The sequence below is a fragment of the Alteromonas sp. DY56-G5 genome, from assembly GCF_041414725.1.
Lineage (GTDB): Bacteria > Pseudomonadota > Gammaproteobacteria > Enterobacterales > Alteromonadaceae > Alteromonas > Alteromonas macleodii.
On sequence record NZ_JANHZQ010000059.1, the window covers coordinates 1 to 21,285 of the forward strand.

The following is a 21,285-nucleotide window of genomic DNA, read 5'->3' on the forward strand; positions in this document are numbered from 1 at the left end:
TGTGCGCTTAGGTCTTTGATTACTTGAAGTTGTCATAAAGAAATCCTCTTTATGTCAACGTATTTTAGGACGGGACAGTAACTACAAAAAGGCCCGCATTTATGCGGGCCTTTGTTTTTTATGCAAAAATATCTGCGCTTTGGTTCTAATGTTTATTTATCCATATGCACAACAGAGCGGATACTTTCACCTTTATGCATTAAATCAAAGGCATTGTTAATGTCACCAAGACCCATGGTGTGAGTGATAAACTCTTGAAGACCAAAGTCACCATTTAAGTATTGCTCTACAATACCTGGCAGCTCTGAACGACCTTTAACACCGCCAAATGCAGAGCCGCGCCATACACGACCTGTCACTAACTGGAATGGGCGCGTTGAAATTTCTTGTCCTGCGCCAGCTACACCAATGATCACAGATTCGCCCCAGCCTTTGTGACAGCACTCGAGTGCAGAACGCATAACGTTTACGTTGCCGATACATTCAAACGAATAGTCAACGCCGCCATCGGTCATTTCAACAATCACTTCTTGAATAGGCTTGTCGAAATTCTTAGGGTTAACCACGTCAGTTGCGCCAAGTTGCTTCGCCAAATCAAACTTGCTTTCATTAATATCGATACCAATGATGCGGCCTGCGCCTGCCATACGTGCACCAATGATCGCTGACAGACCGATTCCGCCTAGGCCAAAAATAGCAACCGTATCACCTTGTTGCACTTTTGCAGTTTTAAGTACAGCACCCATCCCCGTAGTTACACCACAACCAAGCAGGCAAACTTCGTCTAGCGGCGCATTTTTGTTTACTTTTGCTAGCGATATTTCTGGTAAAACCGTGTACTCAGAAAACGTTGAACAGCCCATGTAATGATAAATTGGCTCACCATCTATAGAGAAACGGCTTGTGCCGTCTGGCATTAAGCCTTTACCTTGTGTTTCGCGCACCGCTTGGCAAAGGTTAGTTTTGCCTGATTTACAGAACTTACATTCGCCACATTCTGCGGTGTAAAGAGGAATAACGTGATCGCCAACTTCTACACTAGTCACACCTTCACCGACCATTTCAACAATACCGCCACCTTCGTGGCCTAATATTGAAGGGAATACGCCTTCAGGATCATCACCTGACAATGTAAATGCGTCAGTGTGACATACACCAGTTGCAACGATGCGTACAAGTACCTCGCCTTTCTTAGGAAGCTCTACGTCCACTTCTTCCATTTTTAACGGTTCACCCGGGCCCCAAGCCACCGCGGCTTTTGACTTAATGTGCGTTTGACCTTCTTGCAACGAATCTTTGAATGACGCCATGTGATGACTCCTTAATCATAAATATTTGATGATGTTTTATAGGCCAAAGTATAGGAGACGGATTACTAATGATAAATACAGTTTTAGTAAATCACTTTTTCATAATTGTAATAATTAATTTGGACAAATAGAATGTACTTAAATAAACCAGCGCTGTGTTGAACAACGCTAAACTAACGAGTGGCGATAATGAAATATCTTGAGGGAATAGCAGAGTTTTGCGCTGTGGCCGACGTCGGCAATTTTACCGGGGCTGCAAATAAGCTCGATACGTCAGTGGCGCAGATAAGCCGTAAAGTCGCATCACTTGAAAAGCAGCTAGGCGTTAAATTGTTACAGCGTACAACGCGCAGCGTATCGCTTACTGAAGCGGGTATGCAGTATTTTCAGCAGGCAATGCCTGCGTTAAAGGCGCTCGAAGATGCCCAGCTAGCGGTGAGCGCACTGCAAGCATCGCCGCAAGGGCTCATTAAACTTACCGCTCCCGTAGCGTTTGGCGAAGCCTTCATCGCGCCTTTGCTCAATAGCTTTATGCAAAAGTACGCTGGCATTAGCGTGCAGTGCACGTTCTCAAACGAAAAGCTCGATATTGTCGAGCAAGGCCTCGACCTTGCCATACGCATTGGAAACCTAGAAGACTCGACGCTGGTTGCAAAAAAGCTGGCTACACGTCATTTGTTTGTATGCGGAAGTAGGGATTATTTTAAAGAGCAAGGTCAGCCCAAAAGTATTGAAGAGTTAAAAGAGCACTCGCTGCTGGTGGGGTCACAACCCTATTGGCGTTTACTTATCGATAATAAAATTCAATCAATTCCTGTACAGGGCAGAGTACGGTATAACAGCGGAAATGCTCTATGCAGCGCCGCGGTTGCTGGCTTGGGTATTGCACAACTACCTGGATTTTACGTGCGTAAAGCACTAGCCTCTGGTCAGCTAATAGAGCTGTTCCCCGAGTACAAAGACAAGCAAGAGGCTATTTGGGCGGTATTTCCTTCAAACCGAAATGTTGCACCCAAAATCAGGCTGCTGGTGGACTTTTTAGCTCAACATCTCATCTCAGACAGCTGATGTGCTTGTTTAAAAATATTGATCGAAATATAGCGCCTGTAGCTAAATATTCTTTAATAAAGGTGATATGCAGGTGACGAAGTGCACAATGATAAGGGAAAAATTCACGTACGCGGCGCCCGTGTACACAACTTAAAAAATATCAGTATCGATATACCGCGAAATGAAGTGGTGGTGTTTACCGGTGTATCTGGTTCAGGAAAATCTTCTTTGGCTTTCGGTACGCTCTACGCAGAAGCTCAGCACCGCTATTTAGATTCAATATCACCTTATGCCAGACGGTTAATTGAGCAGGTAGAGAAACCTGACGTAGACGCAATTGAAGGCTTACCGCCCGCTGTCGGTCTGCATCAGCGCCGTGGCGCACCTTCCGTTCGCTCTTCCGTTGGTAGTATCACCACGCTTTCTAACAGTCTGCGAATGCTGTATTCCCGGGCCGGGGATTATCCCGAAGGGCAGAACATTGTCTACGCAGACGGGTTTTCTCCTAATACGCCAGAAGGTGCATGTGAACACTGTGACGGTATTGGTAAAGTTTTCGACACACAAGCTCATCGACTTGTTCCCGATGATAGCCTGACTATACGGGAGGGCGCTGTGGCAGCATGGCCTGGCGCGTGGCAGGGCAAAAACCTTGTTAGGGTACTGCTATCGCTTGATATTGATGTTGATATTCCATGGCGTGAACTGCCTCAAAAAAACCGTGACTGGATTTTATACACTGACGAAACGCCTCAGTTACCTGTATATCGAAACTATAATCTAGCGCAAACCCGCAAAGCGCAACAAGAAGGTGAACCTGCCAGCTACAATGGAAAGTTTATCAGCGCGCGGCGTCACGTGCTTGATACCTTCAAAACGTCTCAAAAAGAGAAAATGAAGCAGCGAATCGCTCCCTTCATATCTGTTGAAGCATGTCCGGTCTGTCGTGGAAAAAAGCTTAAGCAAAATGCGCTGGCAGTGAAAGTTGATGGCTTAGATATTATTGATTTTTCAAGGTTGCCATTACAGCAAGTTCACGAAAAGCTTCAGGCGTTAAGAAATTCAGTCAACGACGATACTTCAGAGCGTGGTCAGGTAATACGCAACATTACGGGCGACATTATTGAAAGAGTGAACCCCATAATAGCGCTTGGGCTTCATTACCTCTCGTTAGATAGAAGTACAACAAGTATCTCAGTAGGCGAACTACAGCGATTGCGTCTGGCGACTCAGCTTAAATCAAACTTATTTGGCGTTGTCTTTGTGATGGATGAACCCTCATCCGGTCTTCACCCTCGCGATGTAGAAGGGCTTATTCACGCGCTTCACAATATTACCGAAACGGGAAATTCACTGCTCGTTGTCGAGCACAACCCTTACGTTATCAAAGGCGCTAACTGGGTTGTAGACGTAGGGCCGAGGGCAGGAGTTAACGGCGGTGAGCTTGTCTATAGTGGCCCGGTTAAAGAACTGGCAAGCACAAAAAACTCTTTAACGGCAGACTATGTTTTTAACAATAAAGCCCTAAGCCAGCGTGTAAAACGCAAATCATCAGGGGTATTGCGTTTAAAAGACGTGTCTAGAAATAATGTCAGCCATGTTGATATTGATATTCCACTTGGTGTGATGACCTGTGTCACTGGCGTTTCCGGCTCTGGGAAGTCGAGTTTGATTAGCCAAGCATTAGTTGAGTTAGTCAAAGATGGTTTGAACTCTGCTTGGAAAGAAGGGATGCGAGCGCAAGAAACGAGAGAAACAAAAGAACTGCTTACTGACGCCAATTCACTTCTTGCTCAAGACGCTTTTTCTCATGAAACTGAGCCGCAGCAAGGCTATGTTGAAAGCGGGCTTGATGAGTTAAGTCGTATAGTTGTGGTAGATCAGTCTCCCATCGGCAGGACACCTCGTTCAACATTGGCAACCTATACCGGCATATTTGATCAAATCAGAAGTTTGTTTGCTTCAACCGAAGAGGCGAAAGCCCGTGGGTACGATGCGGGTCATTTTTCGTTTAACGCCGCAAAAGGGCGATGCCCACATTGTGAAGGCTTGGGTGTGGTATCGGTAGAACTACTGTTTATGCCGAGTGTTTATTCGCCCTGTACCGTTTGTAACGGTCAGCGATTCAACGATAACGTACTGGAAGTTGGTTACAACGAACATTCTATCGCTGATATATTATCGCTTACGGTTGAAGAAGCACTATCTATATTTAACAGCAATCAAGTCATTACGCGGGGACTTCAAACGTTAATGAATGTAGGGCTTGGCTATCTAACCCTTGGTCAAAGTGCCACTGAATTATCAGGCGGCGAGGCGCAGCGCATTAAATTAGCGTCAGAACTTAAACGTGCTCAAAATGCTAATACCCTATACGTGCTTGATGAACCTACAACAGGTTTACATCTTTCAGACACTGCATTACTTATGCAGCATTTAAGCACCTTAGTTGAAGCTGGGAATACGGTGGTGATGGTTGAGCACAATATGCAGGTGGCTGGGGCTTGCGACCACATTATTGATATGGGGCCAGGCGCAGGTGATGAGGGAGGAGAAATAGTTGCTGAAGGCAGACCAGAGGAGGTTGCTAAAGTCCAGCAAAGTGCAACAGCCTCATTTTTGAAGGCGAGTTTGGCTTAAAAAAAGGTCTTGATTGAGTTAGGGTTGAATGATCTTAGAAATAAGTCGTTGTTTAAAGCTACTTGAGTACTAGTAAGCCAGCAAAGAAACTGCCTGAACTCGTATTTGTACCTTAAAAAGAAATATTAGTTAAAGAGTGTTGCACTTTTTGCAACACAGTGTAGTGAAAACTGCGGTTGACATATAGACGTCTATACGGCAAATTGCTTGTATGAAAAAGATTCTACTTACTCGCACCACCATTATGTTAATTACCACCTTAAAAAGGGCGGTCGCTGACTAGTGCAAGTAAGCAAAAGACAACGAAAGCCCGCCTAACACAGAGCGGGCTTTTTTTTACACACGTTTTAGCATGCGTAACCTTAAGGAGCAGCATATGAAAGTCTTAAAGTTTGGGGGTTCTTCTCTAGCCGATGCACCGCGATACATGCGCGTTATGGAGATTAGCACGGCAACCCACCAAACCGACGGTGCTGCGGTTGTACTCTCTGCCCCAAAGGGGGTAACGAACGCGCTTTCACTACTATGTGAACAAGCAGCCGCGGGTGAAGATTTCCAGCCTTTATTCAATAAGTTGAACGACACGGTTACCGGCATCGCCAACAACCTAAACGAAGAACTCGACGGGTTTGCACATGCAAGCGTGGTAGAATTCATTAATAGTCACCTTTCAGTATTAAAACAGCACCTTGAAGGTATTAAGCTGCTTGGTGTTGCACCTGATAATGTCGCTGCCGGTATTCTAAGTATTGGTGAGTACATCTCGGTGACGCTTTTTAGCGCTATGCTATCTGCCAAAGGTATCGCTAATCGCGTTATCGACCCGGTTAAGTATGTGCTGGCCGAAGGCGATTACCTAGACAGCATTGCCGATGTGTCGCTTAGTAAAGCGCGCTTTTCAGATGTGCCTACTGACGGCAGTGAATTTCTGGTCATGCCGGGGTTTGTTGCTGCTAACGAAGCGGGCGAGAAAGTCACGCTTGGGCGTAACGGCTCAGACTATTCAGCGGCCATTTTAGCGGCGTGTATAGACGCAAATTGCTGTGAAATTTGGACAGACGTAGACGGTGTTTATAACGCTGACCCGAATCAAGTTGAAGGGGCAGTGCTGTTAGACAAGCTTACCTATCAAGAAGCGATGGAGCTGTCTTATTTCGGTGCCAAGGTACTTCATCCGAAAACTATCGGTCCTATTGCCCAACACCACATCCCTTGTTTGATCAGAAACACACTAAACCCAGCTGCGCCAGGTACGCTAATCAGCAATGAAAAAAGCGAGGTGTGGACGTCAGTTAAAGGTATTTCACAGCTTGATAATGTCACCATGTTTAACGTTGCAGGCCCCGGCCTTAAAGGCATGGTAGGTATGGCAAGCCGTGTGTTTGAGGTGATGTCGAACGCCAATATTTCAATAAGCCTTATTACCCAGTCATCGTCAGAATACTCAATCAGTTTCTGTATCCAAAGCAAAGACGCCAGCCGAGCGTTAACGCTTCTTGAAGATGCGTTCGCGCTAGAGCTTCAAAATCAATTGCTAGACCCCATTGAAGTGCGTCATGACCTAGCCATTGTCACTTTGGTTGGTGACGGTATGCGTCAAACTAAAGGATTGGCAGCGCGTTTCTTTAACTCGCTTGCCCAAGCGCGGGTAAACAACGTTGCTATTGCTCAGGGCTCTTCAGAACGCTCTATTTCAACGGTAATTGAAAGCAAGCGTGCTAAGAAAGCGGTAAAGGTTATTCACCAGAATTTTTTCTCTGACCGCCATACCATTGACGTATTCCTAGTAGGGTGTGGCAATGTGGGAACCGAACTGCTAGGTCAAATTGAAAAACAACAGCCTGCGTTGTTAAAACGCAACGTTCAACTGCGTGTTTATGGTATTGCGAACAGCCGGAAACTGCTGTTAAACAGCCAAGGTATCGATTTAAGCGGTGACTGGAAAGCGGCACTTGAATCGGCAAGCGAAGGATTAAGCGTTGAACGCCTGCATCAGTTCGCCAACGACAATAGTCTGGTAAACCCGGTGATTGTTGACTGTACTAGTCACGAAGCGATTGCACAGCAATATGTAGATATGATGGAAAGCGGATTTCACGTGGTAACGCCAAATAAAAAGGCGAACACGAGCGCAATGTCTTACTACCGTAAGCTTCGCAAGACCGCGCAATCGACAAATCGTCAGTACCTTTACGAAACCACTGTCGGCGCAGGGCTACCGGTTATCGATAACTTGCAAAAGCTGTTCAGCGCCGGCGACACCTTACACCGCTTTGAAGGAATTCTATCGGGCAGTTTGTCTTATGTATTTGGCAAACTTGAAGAGGGCATGAGCCTGTCGCAAGCGACACAAACAGCCAAAGACAACGGTTTTACAGAGCCTGATCCGCGCGATGACTTAAGCGGCATGGACGTAGCGCGCAAGCTGCTTATCATGGCTCGTGAAGCTGATTTAGCGTTAGAACTATCTGACATTGAAATTGAGTCTGTACTGCCAGCGGGATTTGCAGAAGACTGTTCTATCGACGAGTTTATGCAGCAGCTGCCAGAGTTAGATGCGTCGTTTGGTGAAAAGGTTGAAGCGGCTAAAGCAGAAGGTAAAGTACTTCGTTATATCGGCAGCATTGAAGACGGAAAATGCAAAGTAAGCATTCAGGCTGTACCGTCAAGTAACCCTCTTTCGCAGGTAAAAGACGGTGAAAACGCGCTGGCGATTAACAGTGACTACTATAGCCCAATCCCTTATGTAATTAGAGGATATGGAGCAGGTGGTACGGTAACAGCAGCAGGGGTATTTGCTGACATTCTGCGTACTATGCCGTGGAAGCAAATGGCGCACTAAGGGCTAAATAACGCTTAGCTTGCTTAGCGTAGATAGGCGGCTAAAGTAAGATATTCGAAGGTGTGACTTAGGCCAGTAATGTTGTGGCATCGATTTAAAGCGCTAATTTATTGAGCTAATTTGAAGCGCTAATATAAAGAGCACGCCGCAAGCGAAGTAAGAGTAATAATATGAAAGCATTTACGGCCTTCGCGCCGGCATCAATAGGAAATGTGAGCTTAGGCTTTGACGTACTGGGCGCAGCGCTTGCGCCCGTTGATGGCACTAAGCTAGGTGATGAAGTTGAAATAAAGGCGGCTGAGTCATTTTCATTAGAAACGGTGGGGCGCTTCGCTCACAAACTCCCGGACGATGCAGACAGTAATATTGTAACCAAGTGCTATCACTATTTCTGTGAGCAAATGGAAAAGGCTGGAAAAACAACCTCTCCTGTTGCGCTTACGCTTCATAAAAACCTTCCAATAGGCAGCGGGTTGGGTTCAAGCGCAAGCTCTATTGTGGCAGCGTTTGCAGCGCTAAATGCTTACTTCGACACCCCGTTCGATGAAGATACTCTGCTTATAATGATGGGAGAATTAGAAGGCCAAATAAGCGGTAGTATTCACTATGATAATGTTGCTCCCTGTTATTTAGGTGGTATGACGTTAATGACAGGTAGCGATGCGCCGGTCACGCTTTCGTTGCCTTTAAACGACGAATGGTACTATGCCGTCTGTTATTCAGGTATTAGCGTATCAACGGCGGCGGCTCGCGATATCTTACCTAAACAGGTGGAAATGGCGACGGCACTAACCTTTGGTCGACAGCTAGGTGTGTTTGTACACGCCTTACATGTAGGTAACTTTGATTTGGCAGCATCGGTAATGAACGATGTCATAGCCGAACCTTACAGAAAATCGCTACTGCCTGGCTTTGATGACGCTCGTGCGTTTAGTGAGCAAGCGGGTGCGCTCGCTTTTGGTATTTCTGGCTCGGGACCTACGGTTTTTGCCGTGTGTCCAAGTAAAGCGCAGGCGGAAAAAGTCGCCGCCTATTTAACAGAGAACTACATTCAAAATGAAGATGGCTTTAGCCATGTGTGCCAAATACCAAGCCAAGGCACCATTGTTTCTTAAGGTACATAGCTTTTTAAGGTACATAGTTTCTTAAAGTACATGGTTTCTTAAAGGCAAATGATTTCCTAAAAGCACAATAATTTTTTAAAAGATTAAAAGGGCAGAGTACTTGCCCACATAAAAAGGTAACAGCAAGTGGAATTGGTAAATTTAAAAGATTCATCGGACACAGCAAATTTTGCTGAAGCCGTTAAGCGGGGCTTAGGTAAAAACCAAGGGCTTTATTTTCCAAAGCATATTCCTACCCTAGACAATATTGACGAATTGTTGGAAAAGCCATTTGTAGAGCGCAGTATTGAAGTACTTCGCGCCCTTATCGGCGATGAGCTGAATAATGGCGAGCTAGAAGAAATTGTTCAGACCGCATTTGCTTTTGGTGCACCAGTTGAGCAGGTCAACGATAACGTATACTGCTTAGAGCTTTTCCATGGTCCAACGCTGGCGTTTAAAGATTTTGGCGGCCGCTTTATGGCGCAAACCCTGTCGCGTATTAGCGAAGGGAAGCCAGTTACCATTCTAACAGCGACTTCAGGTGATACCGGCGCAGCGGTTGCACATGCATTTCACGGCATCGACAATATCAACGTGGTTATTTTGTTTCCAAAGGGCAAGATTAGCGCGCTGCAGGAAAAGCTATTCACTACGCTAGGCGGTAATATTCATACCGTTGCTGTTGAGTCAGACTTTGACGCATGCCAATCACTCGTAAAAACCGCGTTTGACGACCCTGACGTACGTGAAGGCCTTCACCTGAACTCAGCAAACTCAATCAACATAAGCCGTTTATTGGCACAGGTTTGCTATTACTTTGAAGCGGTAAGTCAGCTGCCAAAAGAGAAACGAGATCAACTCGTTATTTCAGTACCTAGTGGTAACTTTGGTAACCTTACGGCTGGCATGATTGCTAAATCGTTAGGTTTACCTATAAAGCGTTTTATCGCAGCAACTAACTTAAACGACACGGTACCTCGCTACCTTAAAACCGGCGAGTGGGAACCTAAGGCGACGGTTGCGACCATGTCTAACGCAATGGATGTAAGTCAGCCTAATAATTGGCCGCGAATAGAGGCGCTTATTGAGCGTGGCTATATCGACAAAGCGTGTCTTAAAGGTGAGATGGTTGACGAAGAATATACGCAGCTTGCTATGCGTCAATTAGCGCAACAAGGCTATACCAGCGAGCCACATGCCGCGATTGCCTATCGCGCAGTAAGTCACGACTTAGAAGACGGCGAAATTGGTTTGTTCTTAGGAACAGCGCACCCGGCTAAGTTCAGAGAAACCGTTGAAAACGTGCTAGGTAATCCAATCAGCTTACCGAAAGCGTTGGCCGATGTAGCAGGCGAAGACAGCTTAGCGGTAGACTTGCCAGCGTCTTACGAGGCACTTAAGCAGCATATGATGGATTTGCTTAAGTAATGACACCCTCGGCTACAACATGGCAAAGCGCGCTTAGTGACGAAAAGCAAAAAGACTATTTTGTTACGTTGCTTGAGCGCGTGAAGCACGCTCGTGAAGCGGGAAGCGTTATCTACCCGCCTCAGTCTGACGTATTCAATGCGCTTAAATACACGCCGCTAGACGAAGTAAAAGTCGTGATCTTAGGTCAAGATCCGTACCACGGTCCTAATCAAGCCCATGGACTTTGTTTTTCAGTAAAAGCTGGCGTTAAAACACCGCCATCGCTTAAAAATATGTACAAAGAGCTGTTGTCTGACATTGATGGTTTCACCGAGCCTAATCACGGCACGCTGACGTCGTGGGCGGAGCAGGGCGTATTGCTACTTAATACTGTATTGACCGTTGAGCAGGGCAAAGCACATAGCCACGCGAAATGGGGATGGGAAACCTTCACCGATAAGGTTATCGATGTGGTCAATGAGCACTGCCAAAACGTTGTGTTTCTTCTGTGGGGAAGCCATGCGCAAAAGAAAGGTAAGCACATTAACCGTGAAAAACACCACGTTTTACATGCGCCTCATCCGTCGCCACTCTCAGCACACAGAGGCTTTTTAGGTTGCAAACACTTCAGCCAAACAAACGAATACCTTATTGCTAAGGGCAAAGAACCCATTAATTGGCAGGTATAGTACTGGCACAAATAGCAGCTAGCCACACAGCAAGTGTGGTTGCCCCATTCAGCGCCCTATCAATAGCTAGCTCACTAGATAAATGCCTAAATAGCTATGAGACCATGTTATGCGGTCTGGCCGCAATTAGGCACAGAGCATATTCCTTAGCGATTACGCTATTACATAGAGCCAGCGAAGAGACACCATGCTTGCAAGTGAAGCATTTACAGCACGCTAGAAAGTAAAAAGGCCGCCTGTTTAACAGGCGGCCTTCGTTTTATCTTTCCAGTGTCTCTAGCTCGTACTCGAAACCACAGTCGAGTTCGGCCAGTTCTTTTTCTAATTTGTAGCGATCTTGTAGCGCTTCGATTTCTCTCCACTTACGTTTTTTGCTTTTGGTTTTTGCTGGGCTTGCTTCGATGTCTAACATGGCAAATAGATCTGATTTATCCACTGGGATCTCCTTTTTATACCACTACAACTAATACAGAGTTCTTGTTTTTAATTCCCTCTGTACAATTTTGTATCACAGCCGCCACTAAAATAAAATAGTTTAATTTACCTTTTATTAACAAATTGTGACGATATGATGACAACGGTAAGGAAATGTCCAGTGTGTTTAAAGCGTGAACAATAACTGTATGTAATTGATCCTATTTGTTTTGTTAGTAATCAATTGCACAGTGTTACGGACATCAAAAATGTCTGTCGTATTGTCGATGAAAACCGCAACAAAAAACGGCTAGCTTCCGAAAAAGCTAGCCGTTCAGTTTGTTATTTGCACCAATTGGGTGATTTTAAATCACCTCGCATTCCTTATTTTGGTGCATTCGCTGCTCTGAATTTGGCAATCAATTGTTGTGTTGAAGCGTCGAAATTATCTTTGTCTGCCTCGCCTTGAATGCCTGCAAGTACTTGGTTTCCTAGTACTTTACCTAACTCTACGCCCCATTGGTCGAATGAGTTAAGGTTCCAGATAACACCCTGAACGAATACCTTATGTTCATACATTGCAACCAGCGCGCCAAGTGTTTTAGGCGTAAGGCTATCAAACAAGAAAGTATTGCTAGGCTTGTTGCCAGGCATGGTTTTATGAGCGGCCAAGCGTTTGCGTTCAGCGTCGTCTAGGCCTTTACCGTCAAGGTCTGCATAACACTCTTCAAAGGTTTTACCCTGCATTAGTGCCTGGGTTTGACCAAAACAGTTAGACGCAAGCATAGCGTGATGCGTGTCGTCCTGGTTAGGAACGTTAAGTGGCAACATGAAGTCTGCTGGGATAACGCCAGAACCTTGGTGAATAAGCTGATGGAAGCTATGCTGGCCGTTTGTACCTTCACTGCCCCAAATAATTGGGCCAGTAGGGTAATCTACGTGCTCACCTTCTTGCGTCACTTCTTTACCATTACTTTCCATATCTAACTGCTGTACGTAAGCTGGTAAGCCGCGAAGATAGTGGTAATAAGGCAGCAACACATGAGACTGTGCATCGAAAAAGTTTCTGTACCATACGCCTAACAGTGCAAGTAGAACAGGCATGTTTTCTTCTAGCGGTGCGGTTGTGAAATGGGTGTCCATGTCAAACGCACCTTCAAGTAAGCCTTTGAAGTTTTCAAACCCAAGGGCTAGCGAGATAGGCAGGCCAATGGCAGACCACAGTGAGTAACGACCGCCTACCCAATCCCACATAGGGAAAATATTGTCGGCGCTAATACCAAAATCGGTGGCTGCTTTAACGTTTGAAGACACGGCTACAAAGTGTTTAGCAATATCTTCTTGTGTACCGCCAGACTTTAAGAACCAGTCTTTAGCCGTAAGTGTATTTTGAAGCGTCTCTTGGGTAGAGAAAGACTTTGACGACATGACCACCAAAGTTTCTTCAAAATCTACGCTAGATAGCACATCGTGAATGTGGCAACCATCAACGTTGGCAACAAAGTGAACTTTCACGGCATCAACGGTATGCGGCTTAAGTGCCTCGGTCATAATCTTAGGACCAAGGAACGAACCACCAATACCAATTGCCACAATGTGCTTGATAGGCTTGCCGGTATAACCTTTGTGTTCACCGCTGTGAACCGATGCGGTAAACGCTTCAATTTTTGCAAGCGTAGCATGCACTTCAGGCATTACGTCTTCGCCATCTACCAGTACTTTACGGTCTGAGAAATTACGAAGTGCGGTGTGAAGCACAGCGCGACCTTCTGTTGAGTTAATCTGCTCACCAGAAAACATCGCGTCGCGAAGGGCTTCTAGTTTGCATGCTCGAGCAAGGTCGAAAAGTCCTTTAAGCGCGTCATCATTTACACGGTTTTTCGAGTAATCAAGAAAAATACCGCAGGCTTCAAGCTGCATCTTGTTCGCGCGATTTGCATCTTGTGCAAACCAGTCGCGCATGTGCGCATCTTTTACCGCTGAAGCAAGTTCAGACAGTTTTTTCCAATCAGGAAGAGAAGTTAAAACACTCATTGTTTCAATAGCCCTTACGCGCTTAGTTTTTCGCGAAGCATGGTTTCAAGTTTTTCCTGATCTGCGGCGAAGTTGCGGATGCCTTCAGACAGCTTTTCGGTTGCCATTGCATCTTCGTTCATTGCCCAGCGGAATTCGCTTTCTGTTAAGCGGTCACCTGGTGTTTTTGTAGCGCCATTGTCTTTAAGTTTAACCTCTAGATCGCCTGGCTCGTTTGCCAGTTCTTCTAGCAGTGCTGGGCTAATGGTTAGACGATCACAACCTGCCAACGCTTGAATTTCACCAATGTTACGGAAGCTTGCGCCCATCACTACGGTATTGTAGCCGTGGTCTTTGTAGTAGTTATAAATTTTAGTTACAGATACTACGCCTGGATCTTCATCTGGTGCGTAAGACTCAGTACCGGTCGCTTTTTTGTACCAGTCTAAAATGCGCCCTACGAATGGAGAGATAAGATAAACACCGGCCTCTGCACAAGCTTGTGCTTGGGCGAAGCTAAATAGAAGCGTTAAGTTACACTGAATGCCTTTCTTCTCTAGCTCTTCTGCTGCCTGAATACCTTCCCAAGTAGAGGCAATTTTAATAAGAATGCGTGACTTATCGATACCCGCGTCTTCATATAGCTGAACCAAACGTTCCGCTTTTTCGATAGTGGCGGCAGTGTCGAACGAAAGGCGTGCGTCTACTTCAGTTGAGATTCGGCCTGGAATAGTTGCAGAGATTTCTTTACCAATGGCTACCGCTAGTTTGTCTGCTGCATCGGTAAGCTGCTGGTCAGCGTCGTTTGACTGAAGTTTTGCCCATGCTACAGCATCATCAATTAGGCTTGCATATTGAGGAAGACCAGCCGCTTTTAAAAGTAGCGACGGGTTAGTTGTGGCATCGACTGGTTGATACTTTTTAATGGCATCGATGTCGCCCGTGTCGGCAACAACGGTAGTGATATCACGTAATGAAGCTAACTGATTGCTCATAATTCTCTCTGTTCTTTATCAAAATAAATTTGGACAACTCGCTGGAAAAGCCAGTTGAATAAAACGGTTCGCTTGCGCGTGTGTAGGGCTTTGCGCTTGCGTTCTTTTTTACCAGTTCTTAGTTCTTTAATAAGTACTGGTACATGCAGCGCTTTGGTAATTGAGGTACGTTCACGGAGGGTGTATCTCAATTATTGTTTGAATAATTATTTGTAACGCTATTTATATCAAACCCGTGTGACAATTCATACATTGAATAGCGACAAAATGGCTAATCGGATTTCTCTGTTAAGCCAATTTACGTCTTTCTTATGCCATTTTGCTTTTTGAAGCGTATCAGGTGGTACAATGTTGTTGAAAACCTAAGGAGTCGAAATGTTAGTTGTAGTATCCCCAGCAAAAAATTTAGATTTTGAAAGCGAAATTCCTGTGAGCCAGTTCACTCAGCCTGCCATGCTTGAAGACACTGAACGTTTGATGGAAGTTTGCCGCACCTTATCGCCTGCTGACTTATCATCGCTGATGAAGATAAGCGACAAGTTAGCAACGTTGAACGCCAACCGTTTTGCTGAGTTTTCTACGCCATTTTCGCCCGATAATGCACGCCAAGCAATGTATGCGTTTAATGGTGATGTGTACACTGGGTTAGATGCTTACTCGCTTGATAGCGAAACGGTCGAATATGCGCAAAAACATCTTCGAATTCTGTCTGGCCTATACGGATTGCTTCGTCCTCTAGACTTAATGCAGGCCTATCGTTTAGAAATGGGCACTAAATTAGCAAACCCTGAAGGTAAAGACCTGTATGCGTTTTGGGATGATCGCATTACTTATATGCTAAATAAGGCATTAGAAGCACAGGGTGACAATGTGTTGATCAACCTTGCGTCAAATGAGTACTTTAAAGCAGTGAAGAAAAAATCTTTAGATGGCATGATCATTACGCCAACATTTAAAGACTGCAAGAATGGTCAGTATAAAATTATCAGTTTCTTCGCGAAGAAAGCCCGTGGTTTAATGGCGCGTTATATTCTTGAAAACCGTGTAGAAGACGTACAAGGTCTGAAAAACTTCGACGTAGATGGCTATGTGTTTAGCGAAGAACAAAGTTCATCAACGGAACTTGTGTTTCTGCGTAACCAGGAAAGTTAATAACACCCGTTCATCCATAATCACCTTAAAAGTAGGACATAAATTTGAGCATATTAGTTCGCAATTTACCTAAAACATTTACTCAGGAGAATCTTGAAGACTTGTTTTTCGAGTTTGGCACCATAGCGTCGTGCGACTTGGTGATGGATGAGGCTTCTGGCTTATCGAAAGGCTTTGGTTTCGTAGAAATGAGCACGCAAGAAGAAACCGATAAAGCCATTGAAAAACTTAACGCCAAAGTTATCGACGGTAAGAAAATTCGTGTTAAGTGGTCAAATCAAGAGAAGAAGCAGGCTGAAGCGATAGCTAGTGCGCCAGCGCCCAAAAGAGACATTCCCGAAGATGTATGGGGAAGTGCTTCTCGCAATAACTCTGAGCGTGAAAACGACGCCGAGTAATACCGAGGGGATACAACTAACAAGCGCTGACAACGAAGGTTGTCAGCGCTAAACCTTCATTTAACCAGATACGGTTGCTGTTTGTACTTGAGTATTGCGAGCAGTCATAACAATGGCCAGCCACACCAGTACACCACCACCGGCAAGCGCTAGGCCTACCCAACCCGTTGATGTATAGCCATAACCCGCTGACAGTGTCATTCCTGCCAACCAAGGGCCAAGTGCATTAGCGGTGTTAAAAGCCGCATGGTTCATGGCGCCGGCTAAAGTCTGAGCCTCGCCAGCGACATCCATAAGCCTTGTTTGCAGCGGCACCACCATGCCACCACCGATACCAATGAAAAACAGTGATGCTGCCATTAAGTATGGATTCCCCATCGACGCAGCGTAAGCTGCAGCTGATAGGCCCAGTAAAACCTGAAACGTAATCGCTGACGTCAGTAGCCTGCCTTCAGAATAGCGGCCTGCAATAATATTGCCCAAGGTTACGCCTATGCCATAGATAAGCAATGTGGCCGAGATTCCCCACTCAGGTGATGAGGTTGTATTGAGGTAAGAGGCGCTGAAATAAGAATAAACTGAGAACATACCACCAAAGCCAATAGCGCCCATAAGTAGTACCAGCAGCACGTCTTTGTTTTTCAGAGCTTTAAGCTCGGTTAGCGGTTTGGCATCTGGATTAGGGCCGCGGTACGGTGCGGTTTTCCAAACCATTAATGCAGTAACTAACGCAAAGGCTGAAATAATAAAGAAGCCAGTTCGCCATCCGAACATTTGCCCAATACCACTAATTGACGGCACACCAATAATATTGGCAATAGCCAAGCCTAAAATGACGTTACTGACCGCTTGCGCCCGCTTATTTTTACCGGCAATGTCTGCAGCAAAGAGCATGGCAATGCCGAAGTAAGCGCCATGAGGTAGGCCAGCAATAAAGCGCGCTATGTTCATTGTCCATTCTGACCACGCTAGCGCTGTTAGCAAGTTTCCGCCAGCATAGAATACCATCATTGAAATAAGCATGGTGCGTCTTGCAAGCCTGGAAAAAAAGATAGTGATAAGCGGCGCGCCCACTACAACACCAATGGCATAAGCACTAATTGCGTGACCAGCGACATTTTCAGTAATGCCAAAATCTTCTGCAAAGTAAGGTAATAAACCCATTGCCGCAAATTCACTGCAACCAATCACAAAGGTTCCGAAAGCCAGCCAAAAGGTTATAGTGGCCAGTGAGTATTCACCCAACGCTGAGTGCTGCTCTGAATAGGCCTGCTTTGAAGAGGCTTGGTCAGAAAGAATCTTGTCAGTTTGATTCGTCATAAACGTCCTTTTGTTCATTGAGTTCAATTACGTACTTAGTGGCTGTTTTAGCGAGGGTCTGTTGAGCTTTGCTGTGCATTTTTACAATGTCTGTGTGTCATCAAAGATAAAAGACGCTCAGCAGACTAGCGCTTTGATGAAACGCAAAAACCGGCTCAACGGAATGTTTGCCGGTTCTCTTCGAATAGTCGCCCTTATCTTCGATAATATTTAGCAACCGTCGGTAATATTTAGCAATGATCAACAGCCCACAGGTTCGTGCTTTTCGTATTCGTTTAATGCAAGAGATCGTAGCATCGCTCAGATAGCAAGTAACGGTAACTGATAAGGTTTCTTAATCAATTCAGCGATTTAAATGTAGTGCTTTTGTTAATAAATTACGTCGGACCTTTTGCGTTAGAAAGTCGAATGGGCGTTTATAAAAAGCGAAGGTGACTGTTTTCTGTGCACAAATATTGGTTACCTTTTAGTTCATCCCTTTGTCATCTTTTAACATTTGTCACGTTTTCCAATCGTGGCGTGAGCACAACGCCGTATCTATGCCCCTATTTAAAACAAACTTCTTGACTTTGAGGTGTTCTATATATAGAACGTTCTTTAAATGGAACAACATTAAATTGGTAAGGTGTGAATCAATCAACGCTCAACATCCTCGGAAGGCATTTGCAGAAACTCAGGCAAGACAAAGGTGTCTCGCTGTCGCAATTGGCAGCAGGGGCAGGTATCGCTAAATCTAACCTTTCAAGATTAGAGCAGGGCAACGGCAATCCGACGCTAGACACCATTTGGCGGTTAGCTAAACAACTAGACGTTCCGTTCGGTCAGCTAGTTCAGCCTCTTAGCGCAAGCATTGGAGAAAAGGGCGTAGAAGTTCGTTTAATTGAGCAAGGACAAGGTATCCCGAACGTTGATGCTTATTGGATGTCGGTTGCACCCAATACTTTTCGAGAGGCAGAAGCTCACGCCACAGGAACAGAAGAAACGATTACCGTTGTTAGCGGCTCTCTGGAAGCTGGGAATAGTGGAAATACTCAATGGCTGCAACCGGGTCAAAGTTTAGCATTTAACGCTGATTTGCCCCACGTATACAAAACGGGAGACGAGTGGGCGACATGTCTTATCACAATCGTTTATCATAAAGAGGCAAAGGAATGAGCCAACTTTCATCAAAAAGTGGACTTAAGCAAGGGGTTATTGACGGGTTACCTTTGTTAGGTGGCTATATTCCGGTAGCCATTTCATTTGGCGTGATCGCAGTTCAAGCCGGTTTTTCTACGCTGGAAGCCACGCTAATTTCCATATTCATTTACGCAGGCGCGTCGCAGTTTCTTTTGATAGCCATGGTGGCATCAGGTGCGCCACTTTGGCTAGCGGTTTGTATGACGTTATTAGTTAATGTACGTCATGTGGTTTATGCGCCCAACTTGGTGCCTTATTTACCGCAAAGTAAAGCTTGGCCCTATTTAATGCACGGCCTTACTGACCAGATTTTTGCGCTAGCCCATACTCGCTTGCCGCTAATGGACGATGCTAAAAAGGTAGATTGGTTTAAAGGTGTATCGATGGTGGCGTGGCTTAGTTGGATCGTAGGGACAGCGCTTGGCGGTATCGCAGGGGACTCCCTTACCCAACAATGGCCAATATTAGACAGCGTGATGCCCTTTGCTTTACCTGCACTTTTCCTTGTGCTACTCGCGCCTAAATTCTCAAGTAAACTGTGGAGCGCTACCTTGCTCGTTACAATGACGGCGGCTCTCTTTTTGGCTCTCAGCGCCTTTAAAAACGCTGCAATTCCACTGGCAGCACTATGCGGTGCGATAACCTTTTATCTTCTCACCTCGCACGTTGAAAGGAAGCAATCTCATGCACGTTGATATTTGGATAGCTATTGTTGTAGCGGCCATCGGAACATATGCATTGCGCGTAGTACCGTTGCTGTGGACTCAGCGTCACTTTAATAAACACAAGGCCAATAACACTGAGGCGCGTTTACCTACGTGGCTAAGCGTGTTAGGGCCGTTAATGATTGCCGCTATGCTAGGAGCGTCACTTATTCCAAAAGCACCGTCAGCGGCGAGTTGGATTGCAACCGCAATAGGCACTGTTGTCACTGTGCTTGTTTGGCGCAAATTCAAAAGCTTAGGGCTGCCAGTGTTTTGCGGCGTGCTTTCTTTTGGTGTGGCTTTTGGTATCGCTTTGGTTTAGCGTTGGGCGTAGATGTTAAGTTGCTGGGCTAAGACTTATTCTTACCCAAGGCTTTCTCGCCCCAAATTTCTTCCAAGCGCTGGTCACGCCCACAGTTCCATCGGTAGAACTTATAGCGAACGGGACTTTTTTTATAAAAATCTTGATGGCCAATTTCGTCACCTTTTATCGGATAAAAGGTAGAAGCATCGAGTATGGGCGTTACCACCTTTTTATTGGGAAATTGGGCTACCACGTCAGCTTTTGTTTTTTCTGCTATAGCACGTTCTTTATCGTTTGCTACAAAGATGGCGCTTAAGTAACTGGGTCCCTTATCACAAAACTGACCTCGGTCATCGAAAGGGTCAATGTTCACCCAAAAATGATCGAGAATATCATTATAAGAAAGCATATCGCCGTCGTAGGTGATCTTTACCGCCTCAAAGTGTCCCTTGTGATTGCCATTATAAGTCGGATTTGGCGCGCTTCCGCCAGTGAACCCCGACACCACATCAGTAACCCCGTCTAGCTTTTCAAAATCAGACTCCATGCACCAAAAGCAGCCCCCAGCTAGTATGGCCTCGTCGGCACTTGTTGATGGCGTAAAAACCGAAGCGCTCAACGCTGTGCTAATAAAAACTGCAGAAAGTGTTAATTTCATCATTCACCTTTTATGTGTTGGTTTGACGTTGTAGCGACCTTCGCGTTTAATTCGTCAGACCCCAGTTTGCGAAGATATACGGTTAACAAATAAAGAACGGTTTAAGCTGAAATTAATTTCATCGCGGTGCAGCGAGTTAATTCCATTTTTGTTTTACAAGCGTACATTTTTTCTAAGCGCACATTTTTTCTAAACGCACATTGCGAAGCTTGAGGCTTGGCGCGAAAGCATAGGTACTGAAAAAGACTAAAAGGATGTAAGTAAAATTTTCATCTCACTCTGTAGTCTTCTTTCAAAAAGGGAACAGTTTTTGATTCCACCATTTAAAAGACGGGGCTGTAAAGCCGCTATGACAAGGGATAGAGCGATTTCTTATGATCGGCAGAGCACTTGCATCTTATCCAACTAAATGAAAATCAGTTTAGTTAAAATGAAAGGAAAGATGATATGTCGATAGTCAAATCAGGTAGTGCAGTTTACAAACCGCTAGGTAAAAAGGGAAAGGGGAGCATTTCTACACAAACCGGTGCTTTATCGAACCAGCCTTATGGTTTTAACACGCGGTTTGAAGATGAAAAGGGAACCAACCCCGAGGAATTAATTGGTGCGGCGCATGCGAGTTGCTTCACCATGGCACTTTCTTTTGCGCTTTCAGACGCGGGATACGATGACGGCGAGTTAAATACCACAGCAAAAATCAGTTTAGAGAAAAACGATGACGGCTTTGAAATAACTCAATCGGCACTAAGCTTAGATGCTGAAGTTGAAGGGATTACCGAAGATGAGTTTGAGAAAATTGCACAGGAAGCAAAAGAAAATTGCCCTGTATCTCAACTTCTTAATGCCAATATCACATTGGAATACCGATTGAATATTGAATAAGAGATAAAGGCTATTACTACCCTTATCGAAAGATAGGACTCGCTTTGTTAGACACTCGCTTTGTTAGACAAGACCAGGCAAGTTATTTTTATCAAGTGAAGCATAAAAAAGCGGCTTTAGAAGCCGCTTTTTTGTATAAAATTGTCCCGTCCTAAAATACGTTGACATAAAGAGGATTTCTTTATGACAACTTCAAGTAATCAAAGACCTAAGCGCACA

Annotated in this window: 18 protein-coding genes; 12 read left to right on the top strand and 6 right to left on the bottom strand. The window is 45.2% G+C overall.

The window, feature by feature from the left end; genetic code table 11:
• Positions 1-152: 152 nt before the first annotated feature.
• Positions 153-1,310 (bottom strand): S-(hydroxymethyl)glutathione dehydrogenase/class III alcohol dehydrogenase, encoded by a 1,158-nt coding sequence (locus NO989_RS19605; RefSeq protein ID WP_371343044.1) that lies wholly within the window; start codon positions 1,308-1,310, stop codon positions 153-155.
• A gap of 189 nt (positions 1,311-1,499) precedes the next feature.
• Here NO989_RS19605 and NO989_RS19610 point away from each other — a divergent pair, with 189 nt between their 5' ends.
• The 6 genes from NO989_RS19610 to ung all read left to right on the top strand — a co-directional run bounded on the left by NO989_RS19610 (position 1,500) and on the right by ung (position 11,047).
• On the top strand, positions 1,500-2,378 hold the full coding sequence (locus tag NO989_RS19610; protein WP_371343045.1) for a LysR substrate-binding domain-containing protein: 879 nt from the start codon (positions 1,500-1,502) through the stop codon (positions 2,376-2,378).
• A gap of 81 nt (positions 2,379-2,459) precedes the next feature.
• Positions 2,460-5,000 (top strand): excinuclease ABC subunit A, encoded by a 2,541-nt coding sequence (locus tag NO989_RS19615; protein WP_371343046.1) that lies wholly within the window; start codon positions 2,460-2,462, stop codon positions 4,998-5,000.
• A 376-nt stretch (positions 5,001-5,376) separates the two neighbouring features.
• Positions 5,377-7,842: a bifunctional aspartate kinase/homoserine dehydrogenase I gene (thrA, locus tag NO989_RS19620; RefSeq protein ID WP_371343047.1), complete on the top strand. Its 2,466-nt coding sequence runs from the start codon at positions 5,377-5,379 to the stop codon at positions 7,840-7,842.
• Between the two features lie 170 nt (positions 7,843-8,012).
• Positions 8,013-8,957: a homoserine kinase gene (gene thrB, locus NO989_RS19625; RefSeq protein ID WP_371343048.1), complete on the top strand. Its 945-nt coding sequence runs from the start codon at positions 8,013-8,015 to the stop codon at positions 8,955-8,957.
• A 135-nt stretch (positions 8,958-9,092) separates the two neighbouring features.
• Positions 9,093-10,376, top strand: a complete 1,284-nt coding sequence (gene thrC / locus NO989_RS19630) for a threonine synthase (RefSeq protein WP_156086835.1) — start codon at positions 9,093-9,095, stop codon at positions 10,374-10,376.
• Positions 10,376-11,047 (top strand): uracil-DNA glycosylase, encoded by a 672-nt coding sequence (ung, locus tag NO989_RS19635; protein ID WP_156086834.1) that lies wholly within the window; start codon positions 10,376-10,378, stop codon positions 11,045-11,047. The genes thrC and ung overlap by 1 nt, the downstream gene beginning before the upstream one ends.
• Positions 11,048-11,306: 259 nt before the next feature.
• On the opposite strand, the gene NO989_RS19640 is transcribed toward ung, so the two are convergent.
• The 3 genes from NO989_RS19640 to tal all read right to left on the bottom strand — a co-directional run bounded on the left by NO989_RS19640 (position 11,307) and on the right by tal (position 14,469).
• The gene (locus NO989_RS19640) at positions 11,307-11,483 is read right to left on the bottom strand and encodes a DUF3545 family protein (protein ID WP_012519516.1); all 177 of its coding nucleotides are present in this window, start codon (positions 11,481-11,483) and stop codon (positions 11,307-11,309) included.
• 362 nt (positions 11,484-11,845) lie between these two features.
• The gene (gene pgi, locus NO989_RS19645; RefSeq protein WP_371343049.1) at positions 11,846-13,495 is read right to left on the bottom strand and encodes a glucose-6-phosphate isomerase; all 1,650 of its coding nucleotides are present in this window, start codon (positions 13,493-13,495) and stop codon (positions 11,846-11,848) included.
• Between the two features lie 14 nt (positions 13,496-13,509).
• Positions 13,510-14,469, bottom strand: a complete 960-nt coding sequence (gene tal / locus NO989_RS19650) for a transaldolase (RefSeq protein ID WP_039226298.1) — start codon at positions 14,467-14,469, stop codon at positions 13,510-13,512.
• A gap of 375 nt (positions 14,470-14,844) precedes the next feature.
• Here tal and yaaA point away from each other — a divergent pair, with 375 nt between their 5' ends.
• A complete protein-coding gene (gene yaaA / locus NO989_RS19655) occupies positions 14,845-15,621 on the top strand; it encodes a peroxide stress protein YaaA (RefSeq protein ID WP_348670906.1) in 777 nt (258 codons plus the stop codon).
• Between the two features lie 44 nt (positions 15,622-15,665).
• The gene (locus NO989_RS19660; protein ID WP_039232052.1) at positions 15,666-16,019 is read left to right on the top strand and encodes an RNA-binding protein; all 354 of its coding nucleotides are present in this window, start codon (positions 15,666-15,668) and stop codon (positions 16,017-16,019) included.
• A 60-nt stretch (positions 16,020-16,079) separates the two neighbouring features.
• Here the strand turns inward: NO989_RS19660 and NO989_RS19665 are convergent, their stop codons facing one another.
• Positions 16,080-17,339: an MFS transporter gene (locus NO989_RS19665; RefSeq protein ID WP_039232054.1), complete on the bottom strand. Its 1,260-nt coding sequence runs from the start codon at positions 17,337-17,339 to the stop codon at positions 16,080-16,082.
• A gap of 663 nt (positions 17,340-18,002) precedes the next feature.
• Between NO989_RS19665 and NO989_RS19670 the strand changes: the two genes are divergently transcribed.
• The 3 genes from NO989_RS19670 to NO989_RS19680 are packed head-to-tail and all read left to right on the top strand — an operon-like array spanning position 18,003 to position 19,544.
• On the top strand, positions 18,003-18,494 hold the full coding sequence (locus NO989_RS19670; protein WP_348671137.1) for an XRE family transcriptional regulator: 492 nt from the start codon (positions 18,003-18,005) through the stop codon (positions 18,492-18,494).
• Entirely contained in the window at positions 18,491-19,213 is a 723-nt protein-coding gene (locus NO989_RS19675; protein ID WP_348671136.1) for an AzlC family ABC transporter permease, read from the top strand. Before NO989_RS19670 ends, NO989_RS19675 begins: the two co-directional genes overlap by 4 nt.
• On the top strand, positions 19,203-19,544 hold the full coding sequence (locus tag NO989_RS19680) for an AzlD domain-containing protein (RefSeq protein ID WP_014950476.1): 342 nt from the start codon (positions 19,203-19,205) through the stop codon (positions 19,542-19,544). Before NO989_RS19675 ends, NO989_RS19680 begins: the two co-directional genes overlap by 11 nt.
• A 28-nt stretch (positions 19,545-19,572) precedes the next feature.
• On the opposite strand, the gene msrA is transcribed toward NO989_RS19680, so the two are convergent.
• Positions 19,573-20,184, bottom strand: coding sequence for a peptide-methionine (S)-S-oxide reductase MsrA (msrA, locus tag NO989_RS19685; RefSeq protein ID WP_014950475.1), 612 nt, complete (start codon positions 20,182-20,184; stop codon positions 19,573-19,575).
• A gap of 447 nt (positions 20,185-20,631) precedes the next feature.
• Here msrA and NO989_RS19690 point away from each other — a divergent pair, with 447 nt between their 5' ends.
• Entirely contained in the window at positions 20,632-21,066 is a 435-nt protein-coding gene (locus NO989_RS19690; RefSeq protein WP_039218753.1) for an OsmC family protein, read from the top strand.
• Positions 21,067-21,285: the final 219 nt, after the last annotated feature.